The organism is Alteromonas genovensis (assembly GCF_010500895.1).
Taxonomy (GTDB): domain Bacteria; phylum Pseudomonadota; class Gammaproteobacteria; order Enterobacterales; family Alteromonadaceae; genus Alteromonas; species Alteromonas genovensis.
Genome location: NZ_JAAAWO010000012.1, coordinates 1 through 26,733 on the forward strand (window position 1 = coordinate 1; position 26,733 = coordinate 26,733).

Consider the following 26,733-nt stretch of genomic DNA (forward strand, 5'->3'; position numbering starts at 1 on the left):
CAACCTTAAATTCAAAGTTGAGCTAATTGCTCCGATTGCGATGGACGAAGGTCTACGTTTCGCAATCCGTGAAGGTGGTCGTACAGTAGGTGCTGGTGTTGTTGCGAAGATCCTAGACTAATCTAGACTCTGCAAACATTGCACAAAAAAGCGCACTTAGGTGCGCTTTTTTTATGCCTACGATTTACTAAAGAGACAGGCACTCTAATCTAGCTACTAAAGAGACAGGCACTCTAATCTAGCCATTCCCGTAATTGCAGGTAGCTATTATCAATTATCATCAAGACACGCATAATAAGTACACATGGCAAGCCAAAGCTACTAATTAGACAGTCGCAACATACCAGCCACTATTACGACCAGCCACTATTAAGACAGGCATAGGAGTACTATTATGACAGGCATAAAGAACAATCAAAAAACGCCAAAGCTCGAGTGCTATTTATAAATTTAATTGCGATAGGGATGTGTTTTATTGGTCAAACAGGTGATGGAGCTAGGTTGAAACAGTATGATTTAGAGTAGTGAAGCGAACTCTATCCCCGCAGTCAAGACTCTATTAAAGTTTAACCGTATTACACTTGTGTTGTTCGGTGAGATATTAATCTATCCAAATAAGCGCATAGCATGGTGCTTCCCATGAACTCTCAGCTGCTTTAGGTTATGAGCATATTGTTCAAGTTTAATCACCTGGCCAGCCGCTCGTTTAAAACAAACTTCAAATTGTGTGGTTAATATCAACCACTTTTCATTGCCAATATTAAGCCGGTCTAGAATGTTAGGTACTTTGTTGGGTATCTTGCCTCGCTTATTAGGGGAGATGGAACGGCTAGTGGCATCGACCAAATGAAGATAGTCGACGAGGCTGAAAGGTAGACTATTTTCAATACTCTGCTGAGAGCTGCCTTTTAGCGGCATAAGGCGTTTCGGTATCTTGCCTGCTTTGGCAGCACGAATGCGATACTGGATACTAGTATGCGTAGAGGTCTCAGGTGAAACGGCTAACTTCGCGCGAACTGGATTTAAGTCAACGTATGCCATACAGGCTGCGAGAGCGCCGTCATCTAATAGTGCTTGTGACTTAAACCGTCCCTCCCAAAAGTGTCCGGTGCACTCATCCTCTTTATTTGCGGCTCTGGCGATATATTCATTCAGGGCTCTCATGAACCAACTAATATCGTGTAAGCGTGTTCGCCAAATCTCCGCAGTGCTTTCCACGGACTCTACTTGAGCATTACTAAGGTCTTTTCTTGTCTCTTGTAAAGCATATTTCTGTGTTAATAAGGTTCCCTTGTACAGAATGTGCCACCGTTGAATTACTTCATCTGTAGTGAGCGCCTGCGCCTTTTCCCTGCAAATATGCAGCACAAGGTGGGTGTGATTGCTCATTACCGCATAAGCACACACATCAATGGTAAATACCTCACTCAGAACATGAATACGATCTTCAACCCATTGACGGCGATGTTCGAAGCTTTTTCCTTGCTCAGAGCCGCATAAAAACGCTCGACGAACACACCTAGATACGCAGTGATAATAGGGCGTGTCTGATAGACTAATTTGTGATTTTCTGGCCTTTGGCATCAAGTTTTCCCACTCTGGATTACTCAATGACTAGTGTGTATAGCTATCTAGGCTAAAGAAAGTGTCTTGAGGTACAGTTTTGTTTATCTGAGTGTTTGAAAAATGCCTGTCTCGATAAGTGGTCTCGATAAGTGACTTATGATGCCTGTCTCCATAAGTAACTGTGGGAGGTAAGGTGCCTGTCTCAATAAGTAGTAAGCTAAAACTGCCTGTTTAATAGTTTAGAACTCACTTAGTTATTGTTTGTATTGGTATTTTTTATGCCTGTCATTATTGCCTGTCATTATTGAGTAGTCATTATTAATCAATTGACTGTGATACAGACTCTACTATCATACTACTAAAGGCTAAGGCATCGTTTTAGCGTTCTTCTATGTCTTTGCATTCATCAACTCTACCAACATAAATGCGGTTAATTGGTTTGTGTTGAATAATAGGCGGCTATGTTTTCGCATAATATGGTTTACGAAGAGGCTGAGTTTCGCAGTCTTGTTCGCAAATACAGGCAAGAATTTTTTGATGAGCTTGTTGAATACAACGCGTCGTTGAAAGCGGATTATTTACTGCTAGGTGTTCGAGACGACGACCGTGTTTCAGTGCTCATTGGCACTCAACAGCAGTCTGAAGCCAGCGAGCTGTTCGAGTATCCCTTGCAGGGCTCACCTTGTGAGCAGGTTTTACAAACCGGCGTATGTGCTTACCCAAGTGCGGTGTGCTCTCAATTTCCAGATGACGGCTCTCTTTCACAAATAGGTGCTGAGGCTTATCTTGGCGCTGGGCTTTTCAATGAGCTCGGACGCAATGTGGGAATTTTGGTCGCTATTTTTAATTCGCCTCAACCCAACATCGAGCTTTATAAAGCTGGATTTCACGCAAATGCCAAGCTAATTGCTACGCGCCTACAAAAATATTACTTAGAAACTCGCACTATTAATAACTTATCTCTACTCGATGAGGTTAGCAGTCTCTCAAAAACAGGGGCATGGGAATACTACCCTCAGGATAAGAAGCTTTTTTGGTCTAAAGAAACCTACGCAATACACGATTTAACCATGAAAGTCCCCATCGATGTTGAGCAAGCGTTAACATTTTATAAGCCAGAGTCTAAAGCCGCCGTTCAATCGGCGTTTCACGAGTTGTTAGAGCACAACACGCCATACGATATTGAAGTGCAAATTATATCGGCAAATAACGATAAAAAATGGGTCCGTACTTCTGGCAAACACGAGTTAGACGATGAAGGAAATATTCGTCGTTATTTCGGTGCCTTCGAAGACATCACAAATTACAAAAGTACTGTTTTACTAAGCGAAGAGCGGGCAAGCCGATTACAGAATATCCTCGACAGTATAAACGATGCAGTAGTAAGCATAGATTCAAAAGGCATAATTCTTCATTGCAACGACATTACGCTTAAAATCTTTGGTTATGACGAGGGCGAGCTTATTGGGAAGTCGGTTGAGATATTAATGCCCGATCCGTATGCATCAAATCACGCTAGGTATATGGCTAATTACGAGCGTACCGGAAACGCTCAAATTATCGGAACTGGTCGGCAGCTTCCGGCAAAGCGCAAGGACGGTTCGGTATTTCAAATGGAGCTATCGCTGTCTGAAAGTACGGATTTAGGGGAAAAAATATATATCGGCGTAGTGCGCGATATTAGTGAGCGTATTGCCGCCCAGGATACCATCTATAACCTAGCCTACACTGACAGTGCCACCCATTTACGCAACAGCCAGTGGTTTCAAAAGGAGTGCAAAGACTTAATCTTACGGGCCGCCGTGCATGAAGAATATATGCATATTTTATTGCTTGATATGGACAATATGGCGCAAATTAATACCCGTCTCGGCTATTCTAATGCAAATAATGCGCTTCAAGCCATTGCTGAAAAGCTGTTGTTTATCATAGGGCATGAATATCATATTTATAAATTTGCCGGCGACAGCTTTATTATCATGTCTAAAAAGACCTATAAAAAAGCTGACATTTACCGTTTTGATACCAGCTTAATCGAGAACGCACTTATTAATCCTCGACACTACGACATAGATACTGAAGATGGCAACTGGTCGCTAAGTGCATCCCTGGGTAGTGCGGTGTTTGAAGCCAATAAGCAAAACTATGAGCGCGTGGTTAATGTGCTAGAGAACGCGGTTAAGCGGGCTAAGAAATCAGCCCCGTTCGGACTTTGCCATATTTCTGATGATGGCATGCAAGAGTTCGATCGCTACCTCGCCATCAAATCGCATTTACGCCAAGCCTTAGAGAAACAAGAGCTATCTCTATCGTTGCAACCCCAAGTGAATCATCAAGGGGTTACCACGTCGTTTGAGGCCTTAGTTCGCTGGCATTCTAGTGAGCTGGGGACAGTGAGCCCTGGCGACTTCATACCTATTGCGGAAGAAAGTCATATTATCTGCGACATTGGGAATTGGGTTATCGATGAAACACTTAAAACCCTAAAGCAGTTTATCGCGCGAGGTTTTGACTTGTGTGTTGCCATTAATATAAGTGCCAAACAAATTGTACAGCTAGACTTTGCCTCTTCTTTGCTAGCAAGAGTCAATTATTATGGCATTCCTACCCAAATGGTTATGTTAGAGCTTACTGAAACGGCTTTAGTGGTAGATATCGATACGGTTAAACATACGATGGATCAGCTAGCAAAATGCGGCTTCCGCTTTTCTATCGATGACTTCGGAACTGGCTATTCCAGTCTGGCCTATCTAAAAGAGCTTCCAATTAGTGAGCTTAAGATAGACAAAATATTCATAGATGATGTCAGCACACGCAGCAATCACAATGGCTCGCCCATAGTTGATGCAATCATTGATATGGCAAGAGCCCTTAATGTGACATCTATTGCTGAAGGGGTAGAAACTCCAGAGCAGGTTGAATACTTAATCAGCAAAGGGTGCAATCGCTTTCAGGGTTATTATTTTTCAAAGCCTATGCCTGTAGAACACTGGCACAATACTAATCTGAGCACCAAAACCAGTACTAACCTAAAGTAAAAATATACGACGGTAGTAATGATTGTTTTTGCCATCTATTGTTATGCTATAACAATAGATGGCGATGATTTATGTACACCTGTGCACTTAGGTCTTGCTTGTTGAGTGCTACCTTTCTACCTTTTTATCACGAGCACCTTTGGGGCATTTAGTATGATTTCACGGCGACAGTTTATGTTGGGCTCACTCGCTTTTGGCGGTCTTGCGTCAAGTGCATTTGGTAAAAGCCAACTGAGTAAGGCAGTAGCCTCTGCAATGCCCATTTCAAGGGGATACGGTAACCTTGTAAAAGATAAAAACTCACTACTAGATTTGCCAGAAGGCTTTTCTTACCGAGTAATATCTCAATTTGGTGATGCCATGTCCGATGGCCTGAACGTGCCCGATAGAGCCGACGGTATGGGCTGTTTTGGCCTTGATGAGCAACGTGTCGCGCTAATTCGCAATCACGAGCTACACCCTACACATATTGAAAACCAGCCTCAGTCTATTCAACAGCATTCGCCAGCGTTAGCTTACGACTCATATAGCAAGGGAAGTGGGTTTGAAGGTGTTGCGCTGCCTGGGGGCACAAGCACCCTCGTCTATAACCTTTCCACTCACAAGGTTGAGCGGGAATTTATCAGTTTAAGCGGCACTGTGCGCAACTGCTCAGGCGGTATTACCCCATGGGGAACATGGCTTACCTGCGAAGAGTCAGTAGATAAACCAAACGGCGTGGTAAGCAAAGACCATGGCTATATTTTTGAGGTTCCTGCCTCTGCCATAGCGATGACGCAACCCGAGCCTTTAAAAGCCATGGGGCGATTTAATCATGAAGCCGCAAGCATAGACCCTCGCACTGGAATGGTGTATCTCACTGAAGACCGAGGCGATAGTGTGCTGTATCGGTTTGTACCGAATACACCTGCTAAATTGGCAGATGGCGGCAAGTTGCAAGCCCTTAAAGTGGTCGATAGGCCCCAGTTCGATTCACGAAATTGGAATAATCCGTCTATGGAAACTGGACAGTGGTTTGATATTGATTGGGTAGATTTAGATAATCCAGAAAGTCCAGAGGATGATCTTCGTATACAAGCCTATGAGAAAGGCGCTGCGTTGTTTGCGCGTGGGGAAGGTATGCACTGGGGTGATGAAGAATTATATTTTTGCTGCACCAACGGCGGAGAAAAACAGTTAGGGCAAGTAATGCGTGTGGTGCCATCACTTGATGGCAGTGCCGATAAACTTCAACTGTTCTTACAAAGTGAAGATAAAAACTTATACAACTTTGGCGATAATCTAACGGTGTGTCCAAGCGGGCATTTACTAGTATGCGAAGACCAATACACCGATATAGTTGATAACCATCTTCGTGGGATAACCCCTGAGGGTGAGGTGTATAACTTTGCCAAATTACATGCACAAACCGAACTTGCCGGAGCCTGTTTTTCTCCTGACGGTAGCACACTCTTTGTTAATGTTTACTCGCCTACTAAAACATTGGCTATCACTGGCCCCTGGCTTAGCAGTTAGCGGTGAGACGTTAACGGATAACAGTTAACAAATAGCAGTGAATGTTTAATAGGAAAGACTGCGCTTACTGTGGTCAACCGTCACTTGTATTCACCTACCTCCCTAATATCTACGCCGCTTTTATAATTTATTATGGGAGCGGCGCTTTTGTGTCCAGGCTCTGTGCTAACAGCCGCACTAACGCTCACGTTCGTACACAAATCTGCGCTCAAATTTATCAATTACTTAACTTTCATCAGTACCCATATACTCCTTACCCAGCCCTTGCATAATTCAGGTCTAACTTGCTTTTTACTTTCTCGTTATCCTCTATTGTCCTTGCTGTCTCCTATTCTGCTTAGTACTCCCAAAGTAATGCCCCGTTCATGATGTTTCTCGATTAGCAAGCGCCTTTATAATCTATTAAATTAATCTTATGAATCAGTTTTAGTCGTTTTAATAGCTTTTTTAAATTGATAATAATGCTCCTAACTTAACAAGGAGAATCAAATGAACACATTACTCAAAAAACTATCAACAGCGAACGGCCATCGTGTTTCCTCCACTACTAACCAACCTGTTCAAACACGATGCAACTACGCTGATAACTATTACGGCGACCAAGTTTGCGTTGAAGTTAAAAATACCCAATCCCGCATCAACATTCACGTAGGAGTTCAGCTGTGAGTACTGCATTAAAATCTACCTTATCTAAATTTATCTTAGGCGGCGTTACCGCTAGCATGCTTACACTTGGCGTGAGTGCAGATACCCTTACTCGTCAAAATGGCGCACCAGTAGGCGATAACCAAAATTCACAAACTGCAGGTCCGTGGGGCCCAGTGTTACTGCAAGACTCTCACCTTATTGAAAAGCTAGCCGCGTTTGATCGTGAGCGCATTCCAGAGCGTGTGGTTCATGCCCGTGGTGTGGGTTTTCATGGCTACTATGAAAACTACGAAGACTTATCTGAAGACACAATGGCAGCGCCTTTCCAAGGTGAAGGTAAAAAAACTGAAGTGTTTGTGCGCTTTTCATCAGTAGTGCATGGTCACCTTTCTCCTGAAACCTTGCGTGACCCTCGAGGCTTTGCGGTAAAGTTTTATACTGAACGGTCTAACACTTTGTCTCTGCATCGTTTCACTATCATCATTAGCTAATACTCAGATCAACGATTTAAAAAGTCGCTATTTTGATGCTGCACCTAACGGCAATAATTAAATATTAAATGCGTTTTTTGATGGAGGCATTAATGCAATTATCACTGATGAAAAGGGCTTCACAGCGCTGATTTTATTGGCTTACCACGGTTATTCAGATACCGTTGAGTTTTTAATTACTCAAAGCGATGCCAATCCCTGCCAAGAGGATAACAGGGGAAATACAGCACTAATGGGCGCTAATCCTCATCACAAAGGCAAGTCGAGTAATTCAGTGGCAGATATAGCTATTTCTAAGGGAAATTATGACTTAGCAACATTCTTTGTTGCTTCAAAAGAAAGCAAGTAATTTTTAAGCTGTAATAGCCAATATGTCCTAGATGTTCATTCACTTTCGAATCAGACATAAATACCTGTTTAAAGGTCGTAATAATCAACTCTACTGCACTTGGCTTTTATCCAGAGCTTAGCGACATCTCAGCGAGCTTTTGCTAACGTTGCACTGTTTTCTAGCCGCTCAAAGCAATCATTCAAAATAGATTTCATGCCAAGTGGGTTTACAGAATAAAAGTCAGCTTACTGAATTCGCTTTCTAGATGTTTGAATAATGAGGTCGAATCCGAACATTATTATCGAGACCACTATTATCGAGACAGGCACTGTAATTATTCCTGATTTTAGCGGCTTACCACGGTCACTCAGAGACCGTTGAATTTTTAATTGCTCAAAGCGATGCCGATCCTTGTCAAGAAGATAACAGGGGGAATACAGCACTAATGCACTATTATCGAGACAGGCACTGTAATTATTCTTAATGCGAGCCATTAACGTGACAGTCAACGAATACTACTTTCTAGATGTTTGAATAATGAGGTCGAATCCGAACATTATTATCGAGACCACTATTATCGAGACAGGCACTGTAATTATTCTCTATGACAGTCAACGAATACTAATTAATATTATCGAGACAGGCACTGTAATTATTCTTAATGCGAGCCATTAACGTGACAGTCAACGAATACTAATTAAGGTGACAGTTATTGAGCGCTAGGCAGTTATTGAGCGCTAGGCATAGAGCATCATATTGGCTTTGCGATAATGCACGATAATGAGACAGGCATCGTAATCTCTGGCATCATAATCTCTACTAAGACAGTCATTCTAATCGATTCTAATCGCGAGTAGTAGGCTAGCAAAACAACCAGTGAAAAAGAGCGATTCACAAAGTATGAGTGCCTGACGACTCAAAGGCATAGTTCAAAAGAACATTTTAGAGGTAAAAGTAGAATGAAATTTAATATTTTGGGCTCAAGTAGCTTAAAAGTTTCCGATATTTGCTTAGGTACCATGACCTGGGGTATCCAAAATACGCAGCAAGATGCCGATGCGCAGATGGCGATGGCCCTTGATGCGGGGGTGAATTTTATTGATACCGCTGAAATGTATCCTGTACCTCCTAACGCAGATACCTACGGCGACACAGAGCGAATTATTGGCAACTGGATTGCTCGTAATCAAGACGCCCGTAATAATATTGTGGTGATGACCAAGGTAGCAGGTGCAGGTTTAAAGTATATCCGAGAGGGTGGGCCAATAACGGCTTCTTCGCTTACTACTGCCCTTGATGAATCACTTGCGCGTTTACATACCGACTATATTGATGTGTATCAGCTTCACTGGCCAAATAGGGTAACCCCGCACTTTGGCAAACATTGGCCTGACAGTACAGACCCAACAACTATCGACCGCGACAAAGAAATCAGCGGCATGCGCAATATTCTCAAAGGCATAAAAGCGGCCCTTGATGCGGGCAAAATTCGCCATTGGGGACTATCTGATGATACACCGTGGGGAATTCATGCGTTTTTGCGTTTGTGCGCAGAAGAAAATGTGCCTTTACCTGTGTCGATTCAAAATGAATTTAGCCTGTTACACGCAAAAGATTGGCCTTATCTTATCGAGATGTGCCAGTGTGAAAACATTGCTTATCTGCCTTGGTCGCCGCTAGCCACGGGAATGCTCAGTGGAAAATACCACAATGGTGCACGGCCTGAGGGGTCGCGTTGGACATTGGCACAGCGAATGGGGTTATTCAGAGACCAACCTGCAGCGCAATCAGCCACCGAGCAGTACGTCCATATTGCAGAAAACGCAGGTATTACGCCGTCGCAACTTGCTTTAGCATGGTGTCAGCAAGTACCGGGTGTTACATCTACTATTATCGGTGCAACTACGCTCAAGCAGCTTTCTGAAAACATCGCAGCGTTTGATATTACGCTAAGCGATAACACATTTAATGATATAAATAACGTGTTTAAAGCCTATCCCATGGGATTTTAAATCTACCCGCTTAACTTCGGTTAGCGCGCCTTGAATCAAGGCGCGCTAACCCATTTTTCTAACGTATTGACGCGCACTCCCCACGCTTTTCTACGTTGAACTACTGCTTTTTGATAAATCGCTTGTCCTATTTTTTAACTCTCACTGCTCCCTATCATCTCAAAAAATCAGCAATAAGGCCGGTGATTTTCTCTTTTTTACCTATGCTTATAGCCTTAGCCATTAACGCGTTGAAAAATCTTAATTTGTTTAAGAGTTAAATCCGTTATGCGGTGTTTGAAGTTTCTAAATTAAACAGTGCTTTAGCTTATTTGTACGTTAACTAAACGCTGTTTTGCCATACAAGAAATCATAAGACTTTGGTCGCAACAACTATGATTTATAGAGTATTTTGCTTATTTTTAACTCACAATTGATTTGTTGGCTTTATGTTAATCGGAAGTTAATCCGCTGCATGAACACACTAAATTACATACTCCCTGCGCTTACACGCGTTCGCAGGGGCACTAAGAAAAGAATTAAAGTTAAACACTAAAAAAATTTTGGAGAACCACATGCTTAATCGTGTAGCTGCATCGTGCGCACTTGTTTTGATATCTTCACCTGCGCTTGCTTTTGAATTCAGTTTTAAAGGTATGATCAAACCCGAAATGGTAGCGTCTGATCAAGGCGTTGCCAGTTTTGGCAGTGCTTATAGCCAAGTAGCCCCAACGCATGCATTAAGAACCGATATATTCGGCGGTGCGCCAGCCACAGAGCAACAAACGACGTTTCTTAGTTCTGATGCCACATCGTTTCAAGCTTCACAGTCTCGCTTTTCACTAAACATGAGCCATGAAAAAGTAAGAACGGTACTGGAATTTGATTTTATTGATGGTGAAGATGGTTTTACTAACCAAACGGCCATTCAGGCTCAAGAGCCACGATTACGCTTAGCGACCTTGTATTATGACATGAACGAGAACTGGACGTTCTTTGGTGGTCAAAAGTGGAGCACTGCCTCAGGTATCAAATCAAGCGGTAGTTACAACTGGGTTGGTAATGCCTATCGTGCCGGTAATTCTGGATTCTTAGCCGTGGAAGTGGGTGCTACATATAAAAACGATGGGCTAACGGTAACTGGTGCTTTAACAGGTAAGGGAAGAAATGCTACCGCGGGTGGTATTAACGCGAATGAGCTTGGCAGCATGCCAGGCTTTGCGGTAGACGTTAACTATAGCTTCTCTGGTCATAAAATTGGTGCCGCGGGCCATTTTGCTGAATTGAATTATGAAGATGAAGCTGGTTTTGTCTCGGGTGAAAACCAAGACGCTAACTTATTGAAAATGTATACCACATTGAATTTTGGGGCAGTTAGCGTAAATGCAGAATATTATACTGGTGAAGCGTTAAACAACCAAAATGCGTTGGGTGTTGCTCCGTCTTCAGGTTTAAACGCTGCAGGCGAAGTACGAGAGAGTTTTAGCGAAAGCGGCTTTTTTACGTATGTGACGTGGAAACTAAATGCAGACTCTACGATTAAGGTGGGTTATGCCAGTGCCTCTGTCGACTCAGGTGACCGTGCTCGTTTATCACTTACTGATTTAAATGAAAACACCACCGCTTATATCAACTACGGCCATAAGATAACGGATAGCTTTACTGCGTTTGTTCAATTGACTAACTTTAATACCGAATACGGAAGCGATTTTGAAGACTTCTCGGCAAATGTTGGTCGCGCTGGGGTTGTCTTTAAGTTCTAACGGCAAAGACCAATTGATAAATACCTACACCCGTTATTTCGGTTCAGAAATAACGGGTGTAAAACGTTGTAGTAGCATCTTTTTAGTGATTATCTTAAAAAACTTCACAGAACTAAAAAAACAAACAAGCGTCTACACATGAACGTTGAGCAATAACTTTTCGATGAAAAAAATCATTAAGACCAATGTCTCATTTTGCTTTATTGATTAATGACTAGAGTATTCCTCAATCAATCGAGAATTTAACATTATTAAATCGGAGGCAATCTATGACTGCCAGCAAGACTTATCCCGTACCTGAAAATATCCTTCAATCTACACATCTTACTGCGTCTCAATACGACGAAATGTACAAGAAGTCGATAGACGACCCTGAGTCATTCTGGGCGGAGCATGCTGCACTATTGGAGTGGTATGAAGCGCCAACAAAAATTAAAAATACGGTTTTTAATAAAAACGACGTATCGATAAAGTGGTTTGAAGATGGCGCGTTAAACGCAAGCTACAACTGCATCGACAGACATTTAGAGAAGAACGCCACAAAGGTTGCCTTTCACTGGGAAGGTGATTCTCCACAAGACAGCTTAGATATTACCTACCAACAGGTACATTATGAGGTATGTAAGTTAGCGAATGCGCTTAAAGAAATGGGCGTTGAAAAAGGCGACCGCGTGGCGATTTACATGCCCATGGTGCCAGAAGCCGCTTACGCGATGTTAGCATGTGCCCGCATAGGCGCAGTGCATTCCGTTATTTTTGGTGGTTTCTCGCCAAATGCCATTGCTGATCGCATTAACGACAGCGAGGCTAAAGTGGTTATTACCGCTGATGAAGGGCGCAGAGCAGGGCGCAGCATCCCTCTTAAAGCAAACGTTGATAAGGCGTTAGCAAGCGATGCTTGTCCTTCTATCACGCATGTCGTTGTGCATAAGCTTACTGGTGGCGATGTCGATTGGAACAGTAAGCACGACGTTTGGTGGCAAGATGCAATTGGTAATTGCTCTGCGCAGTGCGAACCAGAGGTCATGAACGCCGAAGACCCACTATTTATTTTGTATACATCTGGCTCTACTGGCACACCGAAAGGCGTTGTGCATACCACTGGCGGTTATTTATTGTATTCAGCCATGACGTTTAAATATGCCTTTGATTACCGAGATGATGACATTTATTGGTGTACTGCTGATGTAGGCTGGGTAACGGGGCACAGTTACATGGTTTACGGGCCTATGGTTAATGCCGCGTCACAGGTGTTTTTTGAAGGTGTACCTACATATCCAGATGTTAAGCGCATTGCGCAGGTGGTTGAAAAATATAAAGTAAACAGCCTGTATACCGCACCAACGGCAATCCGTGCGCTAATGGCCCATGGAGACACACCCGCAGAGGGCTGCGACCTATCATCGCTGCGTTTGTTGGGCACAGTTGGTGAACCGATTAACCCAGAGGCATGGGAATGGTATCACCGCGTGATTGGTAAAGGCCGTTGCCCAATTATCGATACCTGGTGGCAAACGGAAACCGGTGGGCATATGATTTTGCCGTTACCGGGTGCGACAGAGCTTAAGCCTGGTTCGGCAACTCGCCCTTTCTTCGGCGTAGCGCCAGCGCTATTTGATGCTGATGGCAAAGAACTTGAAGGTGCCGCCGAAGGTAACCTCGTCATTAAAGACAGTTGGCCGAGTCAGGCTCGCACTGTTTATGGCGACCATCAACGTTTTATTAATACCTATTTTAGTGCGTATGAAGGTGTGTACTTTACCGGTGATGGCGCGCGTCGCGATGAAGATGGCTGCTATTGGATCACAGGCCGTGTAGACGACGTACTCAACGTTTCAGGCCACCGCTTAGGTACTGCAGAAATCGAGAGCGCATTGGTAGCGCACAGCAAAGTGGCCGAGGCTGCGGTTGTTGGATATCCTCACGATATTAAAGGCCAAGGGATCTACGTTTACGTGAGTCCTATTGAAGGGGTAGAGGTTAATGATGCCCTTACCAAAGAGCTGAAAGGCTGGGTCCGCCAAGAACTGAGCCCCATAGCCACACCCGATATTATTCAGTGGTCAACGGGGCTGCCGAAAACACGTTCTGGTAAAATTATGCGTCGTATATTGCGCAAAATAGCGGCAAACGAGCATGAGCAACTGGGTGATACATCGACGTTGGCGGATCCATCCGTTGTTGATACACTCATAGAGGAACGACTCAATAAATAATTAAGGAAAACGACAATGATAACGCTGTTAATCGCAGATGATCATCCGCTGTATCGCGATGCATTAAGAGGCGCTCTATCCTTGTCGCTGCCGTCCTTAACACTCAAGGAGGCAGGAGATTTAATGTCTACGGTTGATATGCTCAACAAAGAGGATGTCGACCTGCTTTTACTTGATTTACATATGCCCGGCAGTAACGATCTGTTCGGGCTTCTTCATATTCGCAAACTGTATCCAGATATTCCCGTTGCTGTGGTATCTGGCACTGAAGATACTGCGTTAATATCTAAAATTATTGGTGTTGGTGCCTCTGGCTTTATACCTAAAACTGCCAGTGCACAAGACATTGGTAATGCTGTTGAAGCCATTCTCGATGGTGATATCTGGCTGCCTGAAGGGCTTAGTGAAAGCGTCGATGAAGTGGACGAGGCATTTTCAGAGCTTGCAGATAAGGTGGCTTCACTGACACCCTCTCAGTATAAAGTGCTGTGTTACATGCGAGATGGTTTGTTAAATAAACAGATTGGCTACAACTTAGATATTGCTGAAGCGACGGTGAAAGCCCACGTTACAGCCCTATTCAAAAAGCTGGGAATTAACAATCGCACGCAAGCGGTACTCATTGCTTCACAGCTAGAATTAGAGCCACCCTCACGTTGATATAGGTGCGATATGGTGGTTCATCACGCTAAGGCCTTTTAACTCCGGTCTTCTATCACCGAGCTCTCTAAAGTCGAGCTGTCCTCAACTGAGCTCTCTGCCGTCGAGTTGTCCAAAACCGAGTCCTCGACAATAGCGCTGTCTGCCGCAGTCCCGTCTACAACAGTGCCATCTACAACAGTGCCATCTGTGGTTGAGCCATTTAACAACAGTTCAGCGGGTGCAAAAAGCGGGAGAAAGTTTTCAATCGCCTTTTGACTCTCTTTACTTAAAAGCGGATTGTCGATGCTTATAACGGTTCGCCCCTTTACAAGTGCAAGGCTTTGTTGAAAGCCCTTATGCTCTTTTAACAATTGTTGGAATCGATGGTTTTTTAACAGCTGTAATAAGCCTTCGGTTATTCGTGTTGCAAGCTGCTGGTTATTACTACCCACAAAGAAAAAAATCGGGCTAGGGTATGAAATAACAATATTGTCCTCAACAACAAGCCCTTTACTCAAGTCTTTGTGCTCCATTTCCTCTAACACTTCCATCACGCTTCGAGGAAACATATCAGCAAACCCTTCAGACACCATTTTAAACGACGCGCGATAGGTGGTTTCAAGTACTGGAATACCCGCCTTTCTGAAAATAGTGGTATCGGGCCAGTCATAGCCAAGCACCGCCCTGAACTCTTTAAGGTCTGTAATATCCATATCTTTTGAGAAGCGGGTGTCTTCAGCATTAATTAACAGCACGCGCTTGCCGAAGAGTCCAGCCATAATAGGAATACGGATAGGCAAAAAATAGGCTTCTCTGTCTGACGAGGTAACACTCCACGTAATATCTAAAAGATCGTGTTCTAAACTTCTCAGCTGTCGGCGCTGAGGACTTTCTTGGCTACTCACTACGAATTCGAAAGTGCCGTAGTCTGCTTGCGTTACAAGGAGCGCTTCGGTGAGTAACTGTTTTGCGTGGGCGTAAACTGCATCTCTACCCGGGTGCACATTGGGTAGTCGTATTTTAGTGTGGGCAGCGCTTGCAGAGTTGCTATCTTGATTGGCGTATGCGTGAGGTATTAAGGTAAAAAGGGCACAGGCAAGCAGCGCAAAGATTATACGCGTTTGTAAAGATGACAAAAGCAAAGCCCTACCTTGCCGCCACATGTCCATTGCGATCTTTCCTTTAATAACAGCGCGCTGGCCTTTGCTATACAGTAACTGCTAGTAAAAAGGGGAGTGCGCTTTAGTCTTTTCCAGTGAGAAGGAAGTCGTATTCAGGGTCTACAATAAAGTGTCCAGCCATTCCCTCTCGACCTAGTAACATAGAATATGTCATTTCCGAGCGATCTGTCAGGGTAAGCTGTATATTCCATTGAAAACCGTCCATAACAATATCCGTTAATATAACATAGCGCTTTTCTCGCGTAGCGGTAGAGCTTTTCACCTTTTTTTTGCCAAAAACTTTCGCTTCTCGCCGTACTACCGTATCTACATTGTAAATATCAGGGTGAATGTCGAAGCTAATCCATAGCTCATCGCCTTTGGTAAGCTCTTCAATATTATCCACATGTAAAGACGACGTCGCTGCCCCAGTGTCTACCCGCACATTCAGTTCTGTAATGGCTAGCTGGGGAAGGTCGCATAATTCTACAACACCAATAAGCTTTTTATTGTTCATTATTTTTTACTCAACAAGAGGTTCTTCGCTGGGCAGTAAGTTGTCTTGGTAAAGCTCAACATGCTCTGCTACCTCGTTTGGCTTAGAGAAATAGGCAATGTGGTATATGGCTTCACCCTCTTGGGTAAGCGGTATATTTTGCTTTCCAATAACAATGCCTTCAGCCGGACTAATAATACTGCCGACAAAGTTACCAAATGGGTCGGCAATGGCCGCTAATTTATCACCTTTTTCAACATGGTCACCAAGCTGTGCCAAATGGGTAACAAATCCGCTTTCTGACGCTCTTACCCAGCCGCTTTGCTGCGCGATAAAACGATTGATGCTGTGGCCTCTACTTCGGCTCTTGTTCAGCATGCCTAAGTGCCGCATGGTATTGATAATACCTTTTACACCGGCTCTTATAGAAAACTCATCATAGCGAAGTGCTTGTCCGGCTTCATACAGTAAAATCTTTACACCACTGGTACTAGCCGCCTCGCGTAATGAACCTTCGCGAATTTCAGCATTCAGTAACACCGGAACGCCAAAGGCTTTCGCCATTTCCAGCACGTCCGTATCGTCTAAATTTGCACGAATTTGCGGAAGATTGCTTCGGTGAATAGCGCCCGTGTGTAGGTCTATTCCTACGTCGCACTTACTCACCACCTCGTTAAAAAACAGGTTCGCCAATCTGCCTGCTAAAGAGCCCTTTTTACTGCCTGGAAAGCTGCGGTTTAAATCTCGTCTGTCGGGTAAATAGCGGGATTGATTCAGTACACCGTATACATTGACCATCGGCACTGCGATAAGGGTGCCGCGCAGTTTTTCAATGGCTTTTGAACGAATTAAGCGGCCTACAATTTCTATACCGTTAAGTTCGTCACCGTGAATCGCTGCACTAACAAACATAATTGGACCGGGGCGTTTGCCTCGTTTTACATAAACGGGAATGCTCATATTCGTCGCTGTATAGAGCGGTGGCATTTCAAGGTCTATTTTTTTGGTTTCGCCTGGGGCTATATCGTGTCCCCCAATCGTCAAAACATCATTTACCACTCAGGTTTTCCTTCACAAATGGCGTTTCAGCCTAAAGTTATTATGACAGCTGGCGCTAGCTAGCCCTTACCACGTGTCTTTGTTTTATGTGGTTCAGCGCTTTTTTCAATAAATGAGATAATCATTGCCGCGACGTCTTTGTTGGTCGCTTTCTCTATACCTTCCAAGCCTGGCGATGAGTTAACTTCCATGACAACGGGGCCATTGTTAGAGCGCAAAATGTCCACTCCACAACAGTTCAGCCCCATGGTTTTAGCGGCATCTATGGCGGTTTTGCGCTCTGCAGGGCTTAATCGTACTAAGCTTGCTTGACCGCCGCGATGTAAGTTAGAACGAAACTCACCTTCGGCCGCTTGACGCTTCATTGCTGCTACCACTTTGCCGCCCACTACCAAGCAGCGAATGTCACTGCCACCCGCCTCTTTGATGAATTCTTGCACCAGTATGCTGGCGTTTAACCCCATAAAGGCTTCGATAATAGATTCAGCCGCATTGTGTGTATCTGCCAGCACCACGCCAATGCCTTGGGTGCCTTCCAGTAATTTTATCACCACAGGAGCGCCACCAACGGTTTTTATCACGTCGTCTATTTTGTCTGGGTGATGAGCAAAGCCTGTTCTTGGCATACCAATGCCTTTACGAGAGAGCAGCTGCAAAGAGCGAAGCTTGTCTCTGGAGCGGCTAATAGCGACAGATTCATTAACACTGTATGTGCCCATCATTTCAAACTGACGAACGACTGATGTGCCGTAAAAACTCACTGACGCGCCTATACGGGGAATTACCGCATCGTAATAGGGAAGCTTTCTTCCCTTGTATCTTACCGAAGGGCGGGCACTGGTGATATCCATATAGCAATGCATAGTATCAATAACATCCACTTCATGGCCTTTCGCTTTGCCAGCCTCAACAAGGCGTGAAGTAGAGTAAAGTTTTGGGTTTCTCGAGAGTATTGCAATACGCATTGATATATCAACCTTGATAACGATAAAGTGAGTTTGCTCACGAATTAACCACACCGTTACATGTGATACGTAAATGCGCAAGCTATTTAGGCGCGCATATTAATTGAGTCTGTAACAGGAGTCTTACGAATTTTTCTTATGGTGGCGATTGTTTTTATTTTATGAAAGAGTAGTCCAATAACGATAGCATGTTAAAGTGGCGGTATATTTGCCGTGAGCTTATTAACGAATATTGACACTGATTATAGGGATTTTTGTGAAGAATGACGGGGTAATGATAGAGCTGTTAAATGGGGTGTTACGGTGGTCAACTGAGTACCAGTCAAACATTATATTTAGCAGTTTGGTTTTGCTGTTTTATCTGGTGATGTCTAGAAAGCTGCTGCCAAAAATTGAAAGTGATATTGCCAAGTCAAAGTTAAAATCTCATAGCGCATTAAAAGGGCTATTTGCTGCGCGCGTGCTGGTGGCTACGGTTTCTTTGTGTTTACTATTACTTGCTTGGGGTATCGACTTTTCAGGGCTACTTGTACTTTCCACCTCCATTATTACGGTAACCGGTGTAGCTTTATTCGCGAGTTGGTCGCTAATCAGTAATATAACCGCCTACTTTATTTTGCTCACCAATGTGTCTTATCGCAGAGGCAACTACCTACGCATTATCGATGGCGATAATTTTGTTGAAGGCTTTATAGCTGATATTGGTCCGTTTAGTACTCGATTGGTGACAACAGAGCGCGAAACCATTATGTACCCAAACAACCTCATTCTTACCCGCCCTGTTATGCTAAACCCGAAGGTAAAGTGGAATAGCATAGGAAAGGTGGTGGCCAAGACCGACACGCCTACTCCTAAGCAAGTAGACGATTCAAACCAAGCAAATGAAGAGCGATAGCAGATTCTCTCAACGCTTCTAATCGCGCTCTACATTTTTGGCTTCTCGAATATAGCGGGTCATGCTTTGCAGTAAGGCCCGCAGCTTTGCTGGTTTTAGCGGTTTAGCTAAAAAGTTGACTCCCTGCTCCTTGCATTGAACCAACAAGTTTTCATCGGGGGTCGCTGTAATCAGTGCCGCGGGTACAACCACATTCAGCGTTGTTCTAATAAGTTCGATAAGCGCCAAGCCGTTTTTCTCTTCCTCAAAACTTAGCTGATAATCCATTAAGAGAATTTGTGGCTTCACCGATACTGCAAGAGATAGTGCATCGTCCCAATTGTTGGCAAGGGTTACGCTAACGCCCCATTTTTCAAGTAAGGTACTCAACGCATCTAAGTTTTCCCGCTGATCGTCTACACATAGCACTTTCATACCACTAAATGTGGTGTTTCTTGGCTTCGCGACTTGGGCAGAGGAACGTTTTGCCGCTACTTTTTCCAGTGTGAATTGAAAGCTACTACCTTTGCCTAGGCGAGAAGTGACTTTAATTTCGCTGTTAAGCTGTAAGCTAAGTCGCCTTACGACACCAAGCCCTAATCCAAGACCGTGCTCTTTGCTTTCATTAGCACGGAAAAAGTCGCCAAATATCGTGTCCAATTTGTCGCTAGAAATACCAATGCCGGTATCCATGATATTAAACGTCACGGAATTGCCCACAGGTTTAACAACAAATAACACTCTGCCTTTTTCGGTATACTTCACCGCGTTAGACAGTAAATTTTGCAAAATCCGGTATAGATAAGTTTTATCAGCCCGCACCCAACATGGGCGAATGATTGCTTTAAGCTCCAGCCCTTTCTCTTTCGCTCGCATAGACATCTCATCCACAAGGGGTGAAAGCAGATTGCGTACGTCAATCGACTCGAAATCTGGCTTCATCTCGCCTTGATCAAGGCGCGCAATATCTAGCAATGTACCAATAAGCGCTTCGCTGGACGACACGCTATGACTGAGCTTTTGAATGATCGTATGTGTTTGCTCCGACAAGTCTTGTTCTTCCAATGCGCTTACGTATAGCTTGGCCGCATTGAGTGGCTGTAATACATCATGGCTAGCAAGGGCTAAAAATCGCGTTTTACTTGCGTTGGCATCTTCCGCCGCCTTTCTTGCTCGAATTAACTCTTTTTCGGCCCCGGCGCGCTTTTCAATTTCAAGGCGAAGCTCGGCATTAATGGAATGTACCTCTTCAGTACGCTCTTTAATTCTGGCTTCAAGATCGATATTGGACTCTTCAAGGGCCTGCTGAATTTCTACGTGGCCGGTAATATCATTGAAGCTGGTTACAAAGCCACCACCAGGTAACGGGTTACCCACCATTTCTATCACTCGGCCATCTTTTCGCTGGCGAGTGAATCGATGGGGCATGCCCGAGCGTAAGTGCTCTAAGCGCTTTTCAACTTCGGCTTCAACATTGTAAGTGCCAAACTCGCCCTGAGCCGCGTTATAGCGAATAAGACGTTCAATGGGCACGCCCACGGCAAGTAAGTCATCTGGGTAGGGGTACAGGTTTGAATAGCGCTTATTCCACGCGACTAAATGAAGGTGTTTGTCGACAACACTTATCCCTTGGTCCATATTTTCAAGGGAGGTAAGTAGGGCGGTCATATTAAACTGCATGGCTTGGGTGGTATCATCAAAGAAGTTGATGATCTCAGTGAAGTCCATTTTTTTGCCCCGCAAGGCGCTATCAAGAAGCACTTTTGCGCTTGATGCACCAATTACCCCACCTAAAGCTCGTTCACAAAATGATAAGAACGATTCATCTGGGGTATCTTGCTCATTCAGCTGACAGTGATTAAGGGTCTGGTATTCATCAACAAGCTGTACGCATCTGCCCGAACCCATAAACGTGGACAGTAGCGTGGTTAAGTCTGACACTCTAACGTTTGCTACTTGGGTTTTTATGGTGTTGCTGGCAGACATAGTGGGCGACACGAAGGCTTCTGCCTGAATGCGATCGATAAGTCGCTGAGGCGCAAACCAAGAAAAAAGCATGTACATAAACGCATTGGCGGCTAAACTTATCATTGCTCCTTGGCTAATCAGTTCGTTTTGTTCAAGCCTTGACACTTGGTCGCTCACAATAGGCAGCACTAGCCACAAAACCCAAATAACTAAGCCAATCATTAGTCCGGCATACACACCGTGCGCATGGGCTCGTTTCCAATACAAGCCGCCTACAATGGCAGGTAGCAGTTGAATAACCAATGAAAAAGCAATTAGACCGATAGAGTGCAGAGAGCGGCTGCTTGTCATTTGCTGGTGGTATAAAAAGGCCATTAGCAAAATAAAGGCGATAACCACACGCCGTATTAGCCTAATGCGGCGTGAAATATCCCGTTTTTTGCCTGTGTCTTCGGTCAGTGCCAATATGCGCGGCAGTATAACGTCGTTTGTTAGCATAGTGCTGAGCGTAAGCGTTGCCACAATAATCATCGCAGTGGCAGCAGACAAACCGCCAACAAAAACGATGACTTGTAGTAAGGCTGACTCTGAAAACATGGCCAGTGATAACACGTACGAATCGGGCTCAACACTGGTACCTGCAAATATGGCTTTACCGGCAATGGCGATAACCGGAATAACCGCTGAAATAATAATGAGATAAAGCGGAAACAACCAGCGGGCGGTACGCAAATGAGACAAGCTTAAATTATCGATAATTGCTACGTGAAACTGTCGCGGCAAACACACAATGGCGGCGGCTGCCATTATGGTTTGAGCAATAAACGTAAATGAGCTAAAGGTAGACAAGGCCGCCTCGTTTAAAAAGCTTTCAAAAAAGGGCCCGCTCTGTGTGGTTTTCCAGGCGCTATAGCCAACAAATGCCACTAAAACCAATGCGAGCAATTTCACCGACGACTCGAAGGCGATAGCTAGCATCAACCCTCTTCTGTATTCAGTGACATCCGTTTGACGGGTACCAAAATAGATGGCGAAAACTGCGATAAAAGCCGTTGCCGCAATAATAATAATGTCGTTTTTAGGTTGCTGGGTCAGTAGCTGAAACGTATTGCCAACCGCTTTTAGTTGCAGCGCGATATAGGGAATGGTGGCAAGTAACGCGATGAGTGTAACTACTAAGGCCACTGTTTGTCGCTTACCGTAACGAGAAGCAATAAAGTCAGAAATCGTCGTGATGTGCTGCTTTTTACTGACCAAAGTCAGCTTATAAATAAACTTGTGACCCACCACATACACCAAAATGGGGCCGAGCATAATAGGCAGGTAAATCCAGGTATCTCTACTTGCCTGTCCCACCATGCCGAAGAACGTCCACGCAGTGCAGTAAATAGCCAATGCAAGAGAGTAGATCGCTGGGTGTGAGGTAAGCGCCCGCGCCGTTGGCGAGTTCTTTTCGCCCCAGCTTGCCAGAGAAAAAAGTAAAAACAGATACAGTACTGCCAGTGTAACCCAACCAAAAACCATAGTCTTTCCATTAACTGAAAATTTACAACTCGATATCTATTATACCTATTGAGGCCTTCGTCTACCTACGACCATGGTCTCATTTTTAAATATTTCATGCAGGTCTAAAGTGATATCCAACCTCCTATAGGCTTGGCTTCGCTGCTTTTGGCTATCGTTGCTCGCAACGTGAAATCAGTAGCGACAATGTAAAAAAAGTTAAGCGTTAGGAAAATGTAAAAAAACAACAACCGATTAACCTGACGTGGGGACGGAACAATGTCTTTTAGAAATAATGATGACCAAAAAGCATATTGGAAGGAGAACCTAGCTCTCCTTTTTAAACTTTTAGTCGTTTGGTTCGCTGTATCTTTTGGTGCCGGCATTTTATTTGCCGATGCATTAAACAACATCCAATTCTTTGGTTTCAAACTGGGCTTCTGGTTTGCGCAACAAGGTTCCATTTTAGTTTTTGTTGCCCTTATTTTTGTCTACATGGCGAAAATGAGTGCGATGGATAAACGTTACGGCGTAGAAGAGGAGTAATACGATGGATGTGCAAACACTCACCTTTATCATTGTAGGCGCTACTTTCGCGCTGTACATTGCAATTGCAATTTGGGCCAGAGCCGGATCGACAAACGATTTTTACGTCGCCGGCGGCGGTGTTCCACCTGTACTAAACGGCATGGCAACTGCCGCCGATTGGATGTCAGCTGCATCGTTTATCTCTATGGCAGGTCTTATCTCTTTTATGGGATACGACGGTGCCGTTTATCTTATGGGGTGGACCGGTGGTTACGTTCTGCTTGCGCTTTGCCTAGCACCTTATCTTCGCAAATTCGGAAAATTCACTGTACCCGATTTTATTGGAGACCGCTACTACTCACAAACAGCGCGAACCGTTGCGGTATTTTGTGCCATTTTTGTCTGTTTTACCTATGTGGCAGGGCAGATGCGAGGGGTTGGCGTTGTATTCAGTCGATTCTTAGAAGTTGATATTGTTACCGGCGTTGTGCTTGGTATGGTTATTGTCTTTTTCTATACCGTATTGGGTGGCATGAAAGGTATTACCTACACGCAAGTTGCACAGTTCTGTGTAATGGTATTTGCCTATGTAGTTCCTGCGGTATTTATTTCCATCATGGTAACCGGTCATATTCTTCCTCAAACCGGATTCGGTGCCACGCTGGCCGATGGGTCGGGCATGCATCTGCTGCAAAAGCTCGATAACTTATCCACCGATCTTGGGTTCCATGAATACACGACAGGCACGAAAAGTACGATTGATGTGTTCTTCATTACCTTTGCACTGATGGTAGGTACGGCAGGTTTACCACACGTTATTGTTCGCTTCTTCACTGTTCCTAAAGTACACGATGCACGTAAATCAGCAGGTTATGCACTAGCGTTTATCGCCATTGTTTACACCACTGCACCGTCTCTAGCTGCTTTCGCTCGCGTTAACATGATTGAAACCATTAACGGCCCTGAGCTTACAGGTACAAGTTACGAAGAAGCACCATCGTGGATTAAGAACTGGGAGCAAACCGGACTTATCGAATTTAACGATAAGAATGGCGATGGCGTCATGTTCTATTCTGGTGATGAGCGCAACGAAATGACAGTGGACCGTGACATCATGGTATTGGCGAACCCTGAAATTGCGAATTTACCGGCTTGGGTTATTGCCCTGGTGGCCGCTGGTGGTGTTGCCGCTGCGCTTTCTACCTCAGCTGGCTTGTTGCTCGTAATCTCCACGTCGGTATCTCATGACTTACTGAAACGAAACTTCGCGCCGAATATTACGGATAAGGCAGAGCTATTTTATGCACGATTGGCCGCAGGTGTCGCCATTGTGATTGCCGGTTACTTTGGTATTAATCCGCCCGGGTTCGTTGCGCAGGTGGTCGCTTTTGCCTTCGGCTTAGCAGCGTCCAGTTTCTTCCCTGCTATTATTATGGGCATCTTTAGCAAACGCATGAATGACAAAGGTGCTGTTGCAGGAATGCTATCTGGTATTGCCTTCACCGCGACGTACATTATCTACTTCAAGTTTGTTAATCCTGAGGCGAACATCCCCGACAACTGGTTGTTTGGTATCTCACCTGAAGGGATTGGTACATTGGGTATGATAGTTAACTTTGTGGTGGCATTCCTTGTCTTCAAAGTGACCGACGAAGCACCAGAGGAAATCCAAGAGTTGGTTGAAAGTATTCGCTATCCTAAGGGCGCTGGCGAGGCCTCTGCACACTAATGAATGAAAAACATGAGTAAGAAGAAGCATTAGTACAATAGAAAACCAACCTTCTAGCAGTGTTTAGTGGGTTGGTTTTTTCTTTTGTGCAGGTGTCTCTTTCTTTAATGAATGCATTAATCAATTCATTAAAGAAAGGGATATAGGCAGGTACGGCGGCAGAAGTCTCAACAGCCCCGGAGGTAATAGCCGAGGTAAGAGCCAGAGGTAAGAGCCTGATGTAAAATTTAGAGGTAAAGATCAGATCTAAAGACCAGATCTAAAGACCAAATCTAAAGAAAGGCACAGCGCAACTGAAAGGCCAATAGAACGAGAATAAGGATGAACAAATGACAGCAATAGCAAAGCAGGTTGAAGACTTTCTTTCTACATCAGCACCGTTTGATATGTTGAATGAGTCAATGCGTCATGACCTTATTCGACATGCTGATTTACTCTATGTGACGACAGATAACACCGAGCATTTTAAAACGGGCGAGCCTCGACTTTATCTTATTCAAAGCGGTCAGTTTTCCGTGGAAGATGGAGAAGGCGCTGCTAGGCATTTAAGCGAGGGAGATTATTTTAATTATGCCGCAATTTTAGATAAGCGTTTTTATCCACTGTCTGTACATGTAGATAGCCCTGGATTAGTTTACAGTTTTGCCGCTGAAGACGTATGTGCGTTACTTGAGCTTGTAGAGGTTAATAGCTTTTTTACGGGCTTACGCAATAATGCGCTGCAAAATCACGCCATAGCCGATTCCAATTCCATGTGGCTATACAAGCCACTGACCGATGTTATCGATAAAGCGCCTGTGGCTGCCCACGGCAATACGTCAATTGCAGATGCTGCCATGTTAATGACTCGAGAAAAAGTATCTTCTTTATTGGTAACCGCCAACGACAAGCTCATTGGCATAGTGACGGATAGAGATTTGCGCTCTCGCGTAGTCGCCCACGCTCTTGATACCGCCCTTCCGGTTAAACAAATAATGACAGTGAACCCTACCCAAATTGGCAATAGCAGAACCCTGTTTGATGCTATGGCATTGATGACAGAAAAAAATATTCATCATTTGCCAGTTATCGACCATCTATCTCAGTCACCCATAGGAATGGTGACGGCTAGCGATATTATAAGGCACCAAAGGGGCAACGTACTTTTTATTATAGGAGAGCTCACAAAAGCGAATAACCTGTATGAGCTCACAAGGCTGTCTTGGCAATTGCCACACTATTTTGCCGCGCACGCCAAGCGAGCCGGTGATTACGATATTGCGGGCAAAATCTTGTCTCAAGCAACCGACGTAATGACGCGAAAGCTTATTGGCTTTTTCCAACAAGATAATGGCAAAGCCCCTATGATGTTTGCCTGGCTAGTTTATGGCTCGCAGGCAAGGGAAGATCAAACCACGGGCTCTGACCAAGACAGCGGGTTATTGTTAGCGTCTACCCCTAACGAAAAGCAGGCCGCCTATTTTGCTGATATGACAGATTACGTGTGCAAAGGATTAGCAAAATGCGGCATTAAGCTGTGTGATGGCAATATTATGGCCAGCAATCCTGAATTGCGATTGTCAGTTGATGAAGCGGTAAAAGAAGCCGAGCGATGGGTCGCAGCACCCACAAGTAAGGCCATTATGCACTTTAATATTTTTTTGGATGTACGCTGCGCTGCGGGCGATGCAAGCCTGTTCAAACAGCTGCAGAAAAGGCGAGCACCATTATTACAGCAGAAGATGTTCTTAGCCGCCTTGGCGCGCAATAGCAATGATGTGTCTGTCCCCCTATCTATGTTTCAAAAATTTAGCTATGAAAAAGGACGTAAACAAAAAGACACCATCGACTTAAAAACCCGTGCGGTAGCGCTTATTAACAACATTGCTCGAATTTATGCGTTAGCTGATGGTATTACCTTGCCCAATACCGTTGCTCGCCTTGAGAGTTTGTCTGATAAGTCTGAGCTTTCTTCTAAGGATGCGGCTAACTTGAAAGATATCTGGGTATTTTTAAATAGGCTGCGCTGGCGTCATCAGCTAGAGAACAAAGTCACCGATAATCTAGTGTCGGTGAGCATGTTGTCGTCGATTCAAAAGCACCAACTTAAAGCGGGTTTTAAAGCCATAGAGCGAGCTAACGAAGCCATGGTAATGAAGTTTTCCGGCGGGGTTGGTTAGCGCATCCCGTGTCACTGCCCACTAGAATAAATGACACAAAGGTAGGCAACGCTGGGGTAAGAAAGCCGTAAGGTGATTTAAAACATAAGGC

20 protein-coding genes and 1 pseudogene are annotated in these 26,733 nt (G+C 44.4%); 15 read left to right on the forward strand and 6 right to left on the reverse strand.

Features of this window, described 5'->3' with window-relative positions; genetic code table 11:
- The coding region (locus GTQ48_RS14375; RefSeq protein WP_163106822.1) for an EF-Tu C-terminal domain-related protein at positions 1 to 121 on the forward strand (121 nt) is incomplete at its 5' end.
- A gap of 485 nt (positions 122 to 606) precedes the next feature.
- Here GTQ48_RS14375 and GTQ48_RS14380 read toward each other — a convergent pair.
- Positions 607 to 1,584, reverse strand: a complete 978-nt coding sequence (locus GTQ48_RS14380) for a transposase (protein WP_163107299.1) — start codon at positions 1,582 to 1,584, stop codon at positions 607 to 609.
- 443 nt (positions 1,585 to 2,027) lie between these two features.
- Here GTQ48_RS14380 and GTQ48_RS14385 point away from each other — a divergent pair, with 443 nt between their 5' ends.
- The 10 genes and pseudogenes from GTQ48_RS14385 (at position 2,028) to GTQ48_RS14425 (ending at position 14,219) form a co-directional block, all read left to right on the forward strand.
- Entirely contained in the window at positions 2,028 to 4,604 is a 2,577-nt protein-coding gene (locus GTQ48_RS14385; RefSeq protein ID WP_239060141.1) for a bifunctional diguanylate cyclase/phosphodiesterase, read from the forward strand.
- A 153-nt stretch (positions 4,605 to 4,757) separates the two neighbouring features.
- Positions 4,758 to 6,119 carry an alkaline phosphatase PhoX gene (locus tag GTQ48_RS14390; protein WP_163107300.1) on the forward strand — a complete coding sequence of 454 codons (1,362 nt, stop codon included), beginning with the start codon at positions 4,758 to 4,760 and terminating at the stop codon, positions 6,117 to 6,119.
- Between the two features lie 489 nt (positions 6,120 to 6,608).
- A complete protein-coding gene (locus GTQ48_RS14395) occupies positions 6,609 to 6,785 on the forward strand; it encodes a hypothetical protein (RefSeq protein WP_163107301.1) in 177 nt (58 codons plus the stop codon).
- Positions 6,786 to 6,841: 56 nt separating this feature from the next.
- Positions 6,842 to 7,219 (forward strand): annotated as a pseudogene (locus GTQ48_RS14400) (catalase); the annotation flags it as partial.
- 136 nt (positions 7,220 to 7,355) lie between these two features.
- Entirely contained in the window at positions 7,356 to 7,607 is a 252-nt protein-coding gene (locus tag GTQ48_RS17735; RefSeq protein ID WP_338023334.1) for an ankyrin repeat domain-containing protein, read from the forward strand.
- Positions 7,608 to 7,932: 325 nt separating this feature from the next.
- Complete coding sequence (locus GTQ48_RS17740; RefSeq protein ID WP_420837610.1) at positions 7,933 to 8,073, forward strand: hypothetical protein; 141 nt, start codon at positions 7,933 to 7,935, stop codon at positions 8,071 to 8,073.
- 475 nt (positions 8,074 to 8,548) lie between these two features.
- Positions 8,549 to 9,601, forward strand: a complete 1,053-nt coding sequence (locus tag GTQ48_RS14410) for an aldo/keto reductase (RefSeq protein ID WP_163107302.1) — start codon at positions 8,549 to 8,551, stop codon at positions 9,599 to 9,601.
- A gap of 554 nt (positions 9,602 to 10,155) precedes the next feature.
- Positions 10,156 to 11,343 carry a hypothetical protein gene (locus GTQ48_RS14415; RefSeq protein ID WP_163107303.1) on the forward strand — a complete coding sequence of 396 codons (1,188 nt, stop codon included), beginning with the start codon at positions 10,156 to 10,158 and terminating at the stop codon, positions 11,341 to 11,343.
- Positions 11,344 to 11,612: 269 nt separating this feature from the next.
- On the forward strand, positions 11,613 to 13,559 hold the full coding sequence (gene acs / locus GTQ48_RS14420) for an acetate--CoA ligase (RefSeq protein ID WP_163107304.1): 1,947 nt from the start codon (positions 11,613 to 11,615) through the stop codon (positions 13,557 to 13,559).
- 15 nt (positions 13,560 to 13,574) lie between these two features.
- Positions 13,575 to 14,219, forward strand: coding sequence for a response regulator transcription factor (locus tag GTQ48_RS14425; RefSeq protein ID WP_032095498.1), 645 nt, complete (start codon positions 13,575 to 13,577; stop codon positions 14,217 to 14,219).
- A 38-nt stretch (positions 14,220 to 14,257) separates the two neighbouring features.
- Here the strand turns inward: GTQ48_RS14425 and GTQ48_RS14430 are convergent, their stop codons facing one another.
- The 4 genes from GTQ48_RS14430 to rimK form a co-directional block, all read right to left on the reverse strand.
- Positions 14,258 to 15,370: an amino acid ABC transporter substrate-binding protein gene (locus GTQ48_RS14430; protein WP_163107305.1), complete on the reverse strand. Its 1,113-nt coding sequence runs from the start codon at positions 15,368 to 15,370 to the stop codon at positions 14,258 to 14,260.
- Positions 15,371 to 15,443: 73 nt separating this feature from the next.
- A complete protein-coding gene (locus tag GTQ48_RS14435) occupies positions 15,444 to 15,878 on the reverse strand; it encodes an ATP-dependent zinc protease family protein (RefSeq protein WP_163107306.1) in 435 nt (144 codons plus the stop codon).
- A 6-nt stretch (positions 15,879 to 15,884) separates the two neighbouring features.
- On the reverse strand, positions 15,885 to 16,916 hold the full coding sequence (locus GTQ48_RS14440) for a succinylglutamate desuccinylase/aspartoacylase domain-containing protein (protein WP_163107307.1): 1,032 nt from the start codon (positions 16,914 to 16,916) through the stop codon (positions 15,885 to 15,887).
- 59 nt (positions 16,917 to 16,975) lie between these two features.
- A complete protein-coding gene (gene rimK / locus GTQ48_RS14445; protein WP_163107308.1) occupies positions 16,976 to 17,881 on the reverse strand; it encodes a 30S ribosomal protein S6--L-glutamate ligase in 906 nt (301 codons plus the stop codon).
- A gap of 274 nt (positions 17,882 to 18,155) precedes the next feature.
- Between rimK and GTQ48_RS14450 the strand changes: the two genes are divergently transcribed.
- A complete protein-coding gene (locus GTQ48_RS14450; RefSeq protein ID WP_163107389.1) occupies positions 18,156 to 18,776 on the forward strand; it encodes a mechanosensitive ion channel domain-containing protein in 621 nt (206 codons plus the stop codon).
- A gap of 18 nt (positions 18,777 to 18,794) precedes the next feature.
- Here GTQ48_RS14450 and GTQ48_RS14455 read toward each other — a convergent pair whose 3' ends face one another.
- Entirely contained in the window at positions 18,795 to 22,247 is a 3,453-nt protein-coding gene (locus GTQ48_RS14455) for a PAS domain-containing hybrid sensor histidine kinase/response regulator (RefSeq protein ID WP_163107309.1), read from the reverse strand.
- Between the two features lie 258 nt (positions 22,248 to 22,505).
- Between GTQ48_RS14455 and GTQ48_RS14460 the strand changes: the two genes are divergently transcribed.
- The 3 genes from GTQ48_RS14460 (at position 22,506) to GTQ48_RS14470 (ending at position 26,642) form a co-directional block, all read left to right on the forward strand.
- Positions 22,506 to 22,772 carry a DUF4212 domain-containing protein gene (locus GTQ48_RS14460; protein WP_032095503.1) on the forward strand — a complete coding sequence of 89 codons (267 nt, stop codon included), beginning with the start codon at positions 22,506 to 22,508 and terminating at the stop codon, positions 22,770 to 22,772.
- A gap of 4 nt (positions 22,773 to 22,776) precedes the next feature.
- On the forward strand, positions 22,777 to 24,483 hold the full coding sequence (locus GTQ48_RS14465; RefSeq protein WP_163107310.1) for a sodium:solute symporter family protein: 1,707 nt from the start codon (positions 22,777 to 22,779) through the stop codon (positions 24,481 to 24,483).
- Positions 24,484 to 24,812: 329 nt separating this feature from the next.
- Complete coding sequence (locus GTQ48_RS14470; RefSeq protein WP_163107311.1) at positions 24,813 to 26,642, forward strand: putative nucleotidyltransferase substrate binding domain-containing protein; 1,830 nt, start codon at positions 24,813 to 24,815, stop codon at positions 26,640 to 26,642.
- The last annotated feature ends 91 nt before the right edge of the window (positions 26,643 to 26,733 follow it).

Bases quoted from the DNA above. Each gene is read 5' to 3' on its own strand.
- GTQ48_RS14380 (WP_163107299.1), bottom strand. From the start codon at position 1,584: ATGCCAAAGGCCAGAAAATCACAAATTAGTCTATCAGACACGCCCTAT.
- GTQ48_RS14385 (WP_239060141.1), top strand. From the start codon at position 2,028: ATGTTTTCGCATAATATGGTTTACGAAGAGGCTGAGTTTCGCAGTCTT.
- GTQ48_RS14390 (WP_163107300.1), top strand. From the start codon at position 4,758: ATGATTTCACGGCGACAGTTTATGTTGGGCTCACTCGCTTTTGGCGGT.
- GTQ48_RS14395 (WP_163107301.1), top strand. From the start codon at position 6,609: ATGAACACATTACTCAAAAAACTATCAACAGCGAACGGCCATCGTGTT.
- GTQ48_RS14410 (WP_163107302.1), top strand. From the start codon at position 8,549: ATGAAATTTAATATTTTGGGCTCAAGTAGCTTAAAAGTTTCCGATATT.
- GTQ48_RS14415 (WP_163107303.1), top strand. From the start codon at position 10,156: ATGCTTAATCGTGTAGCTGCATCGTGCGCACTTGTTTTGATATCTTCA.
- acs (WP_163107304.1), top strand. From the start codon at position 11,613: ATGACTGCCAGCAAGACTTATCCCGTACCTGAAAATATCCTTCAATCT.
- GTQ48_RS14425 (WP_032095498.1), top strand. From the start codon at position 13,575: ATGATAACGCTGTTAATCGCAGATGATCATCCGCTGTATCGCGATGCA.
- GTQ48_RS14430 (WP_163107305.1), bottom strand. From the start codon at position 15,370: ATGGACATGTGGCGGCAAGGTAGGGCTTTGCTTTTGTCATCTTTACAA.
- GTQ48_RS14435 (WP_163107306.1), bottom strand. From the start codon at position 15,878: ATGAACAATAAAAAGCTTATTGGTGTTGTAGAATTATGCGACCTTCCC.
- rimK (WP_163107308.1), bottom strand. From the start codon at position 17,881: ATGCGTATTGCAATACTCTCGAGAAACCCAAAACTTTACTCTACTTCA.
- GTQ48_RS14450 (WP_163107389.1), top strand. From the start codon at position 18,156: ATGATAGAGCTGTTAAATGGGGTGTTACGGTGGTCAACTGAGTACCAG.
- GTQ48_RS14455 (WP_163107309.1), bottom strand. From the start codon at position 22,247: ATGGTTTTTGGTTGGGTTACACTGGCAGTACTGTATCTGTTTTTACTT.
- GTQ48_RS14460 (WP_032095503.1), top strand. From the start codon at position 22,506: ATGTCTTTTAGAAATAATGATGACCAAAAAGCATATTGGAAGGAGAAC.
- GTQ48_RS14465 (WP_163107310.1), top strand. From the start codon at position 22,777: ATGGATGTGCAAACACTCACCTTTATCATTGTAGGCGCTACTTTCGCG.
- GTQ48_RS14470 (WP_163107311.1), top strand. From the start codon at position 24,813: ATGACAGCAATAGCAAAGCAGGTTGAAGACTTTCTTTCTACATCAGCA.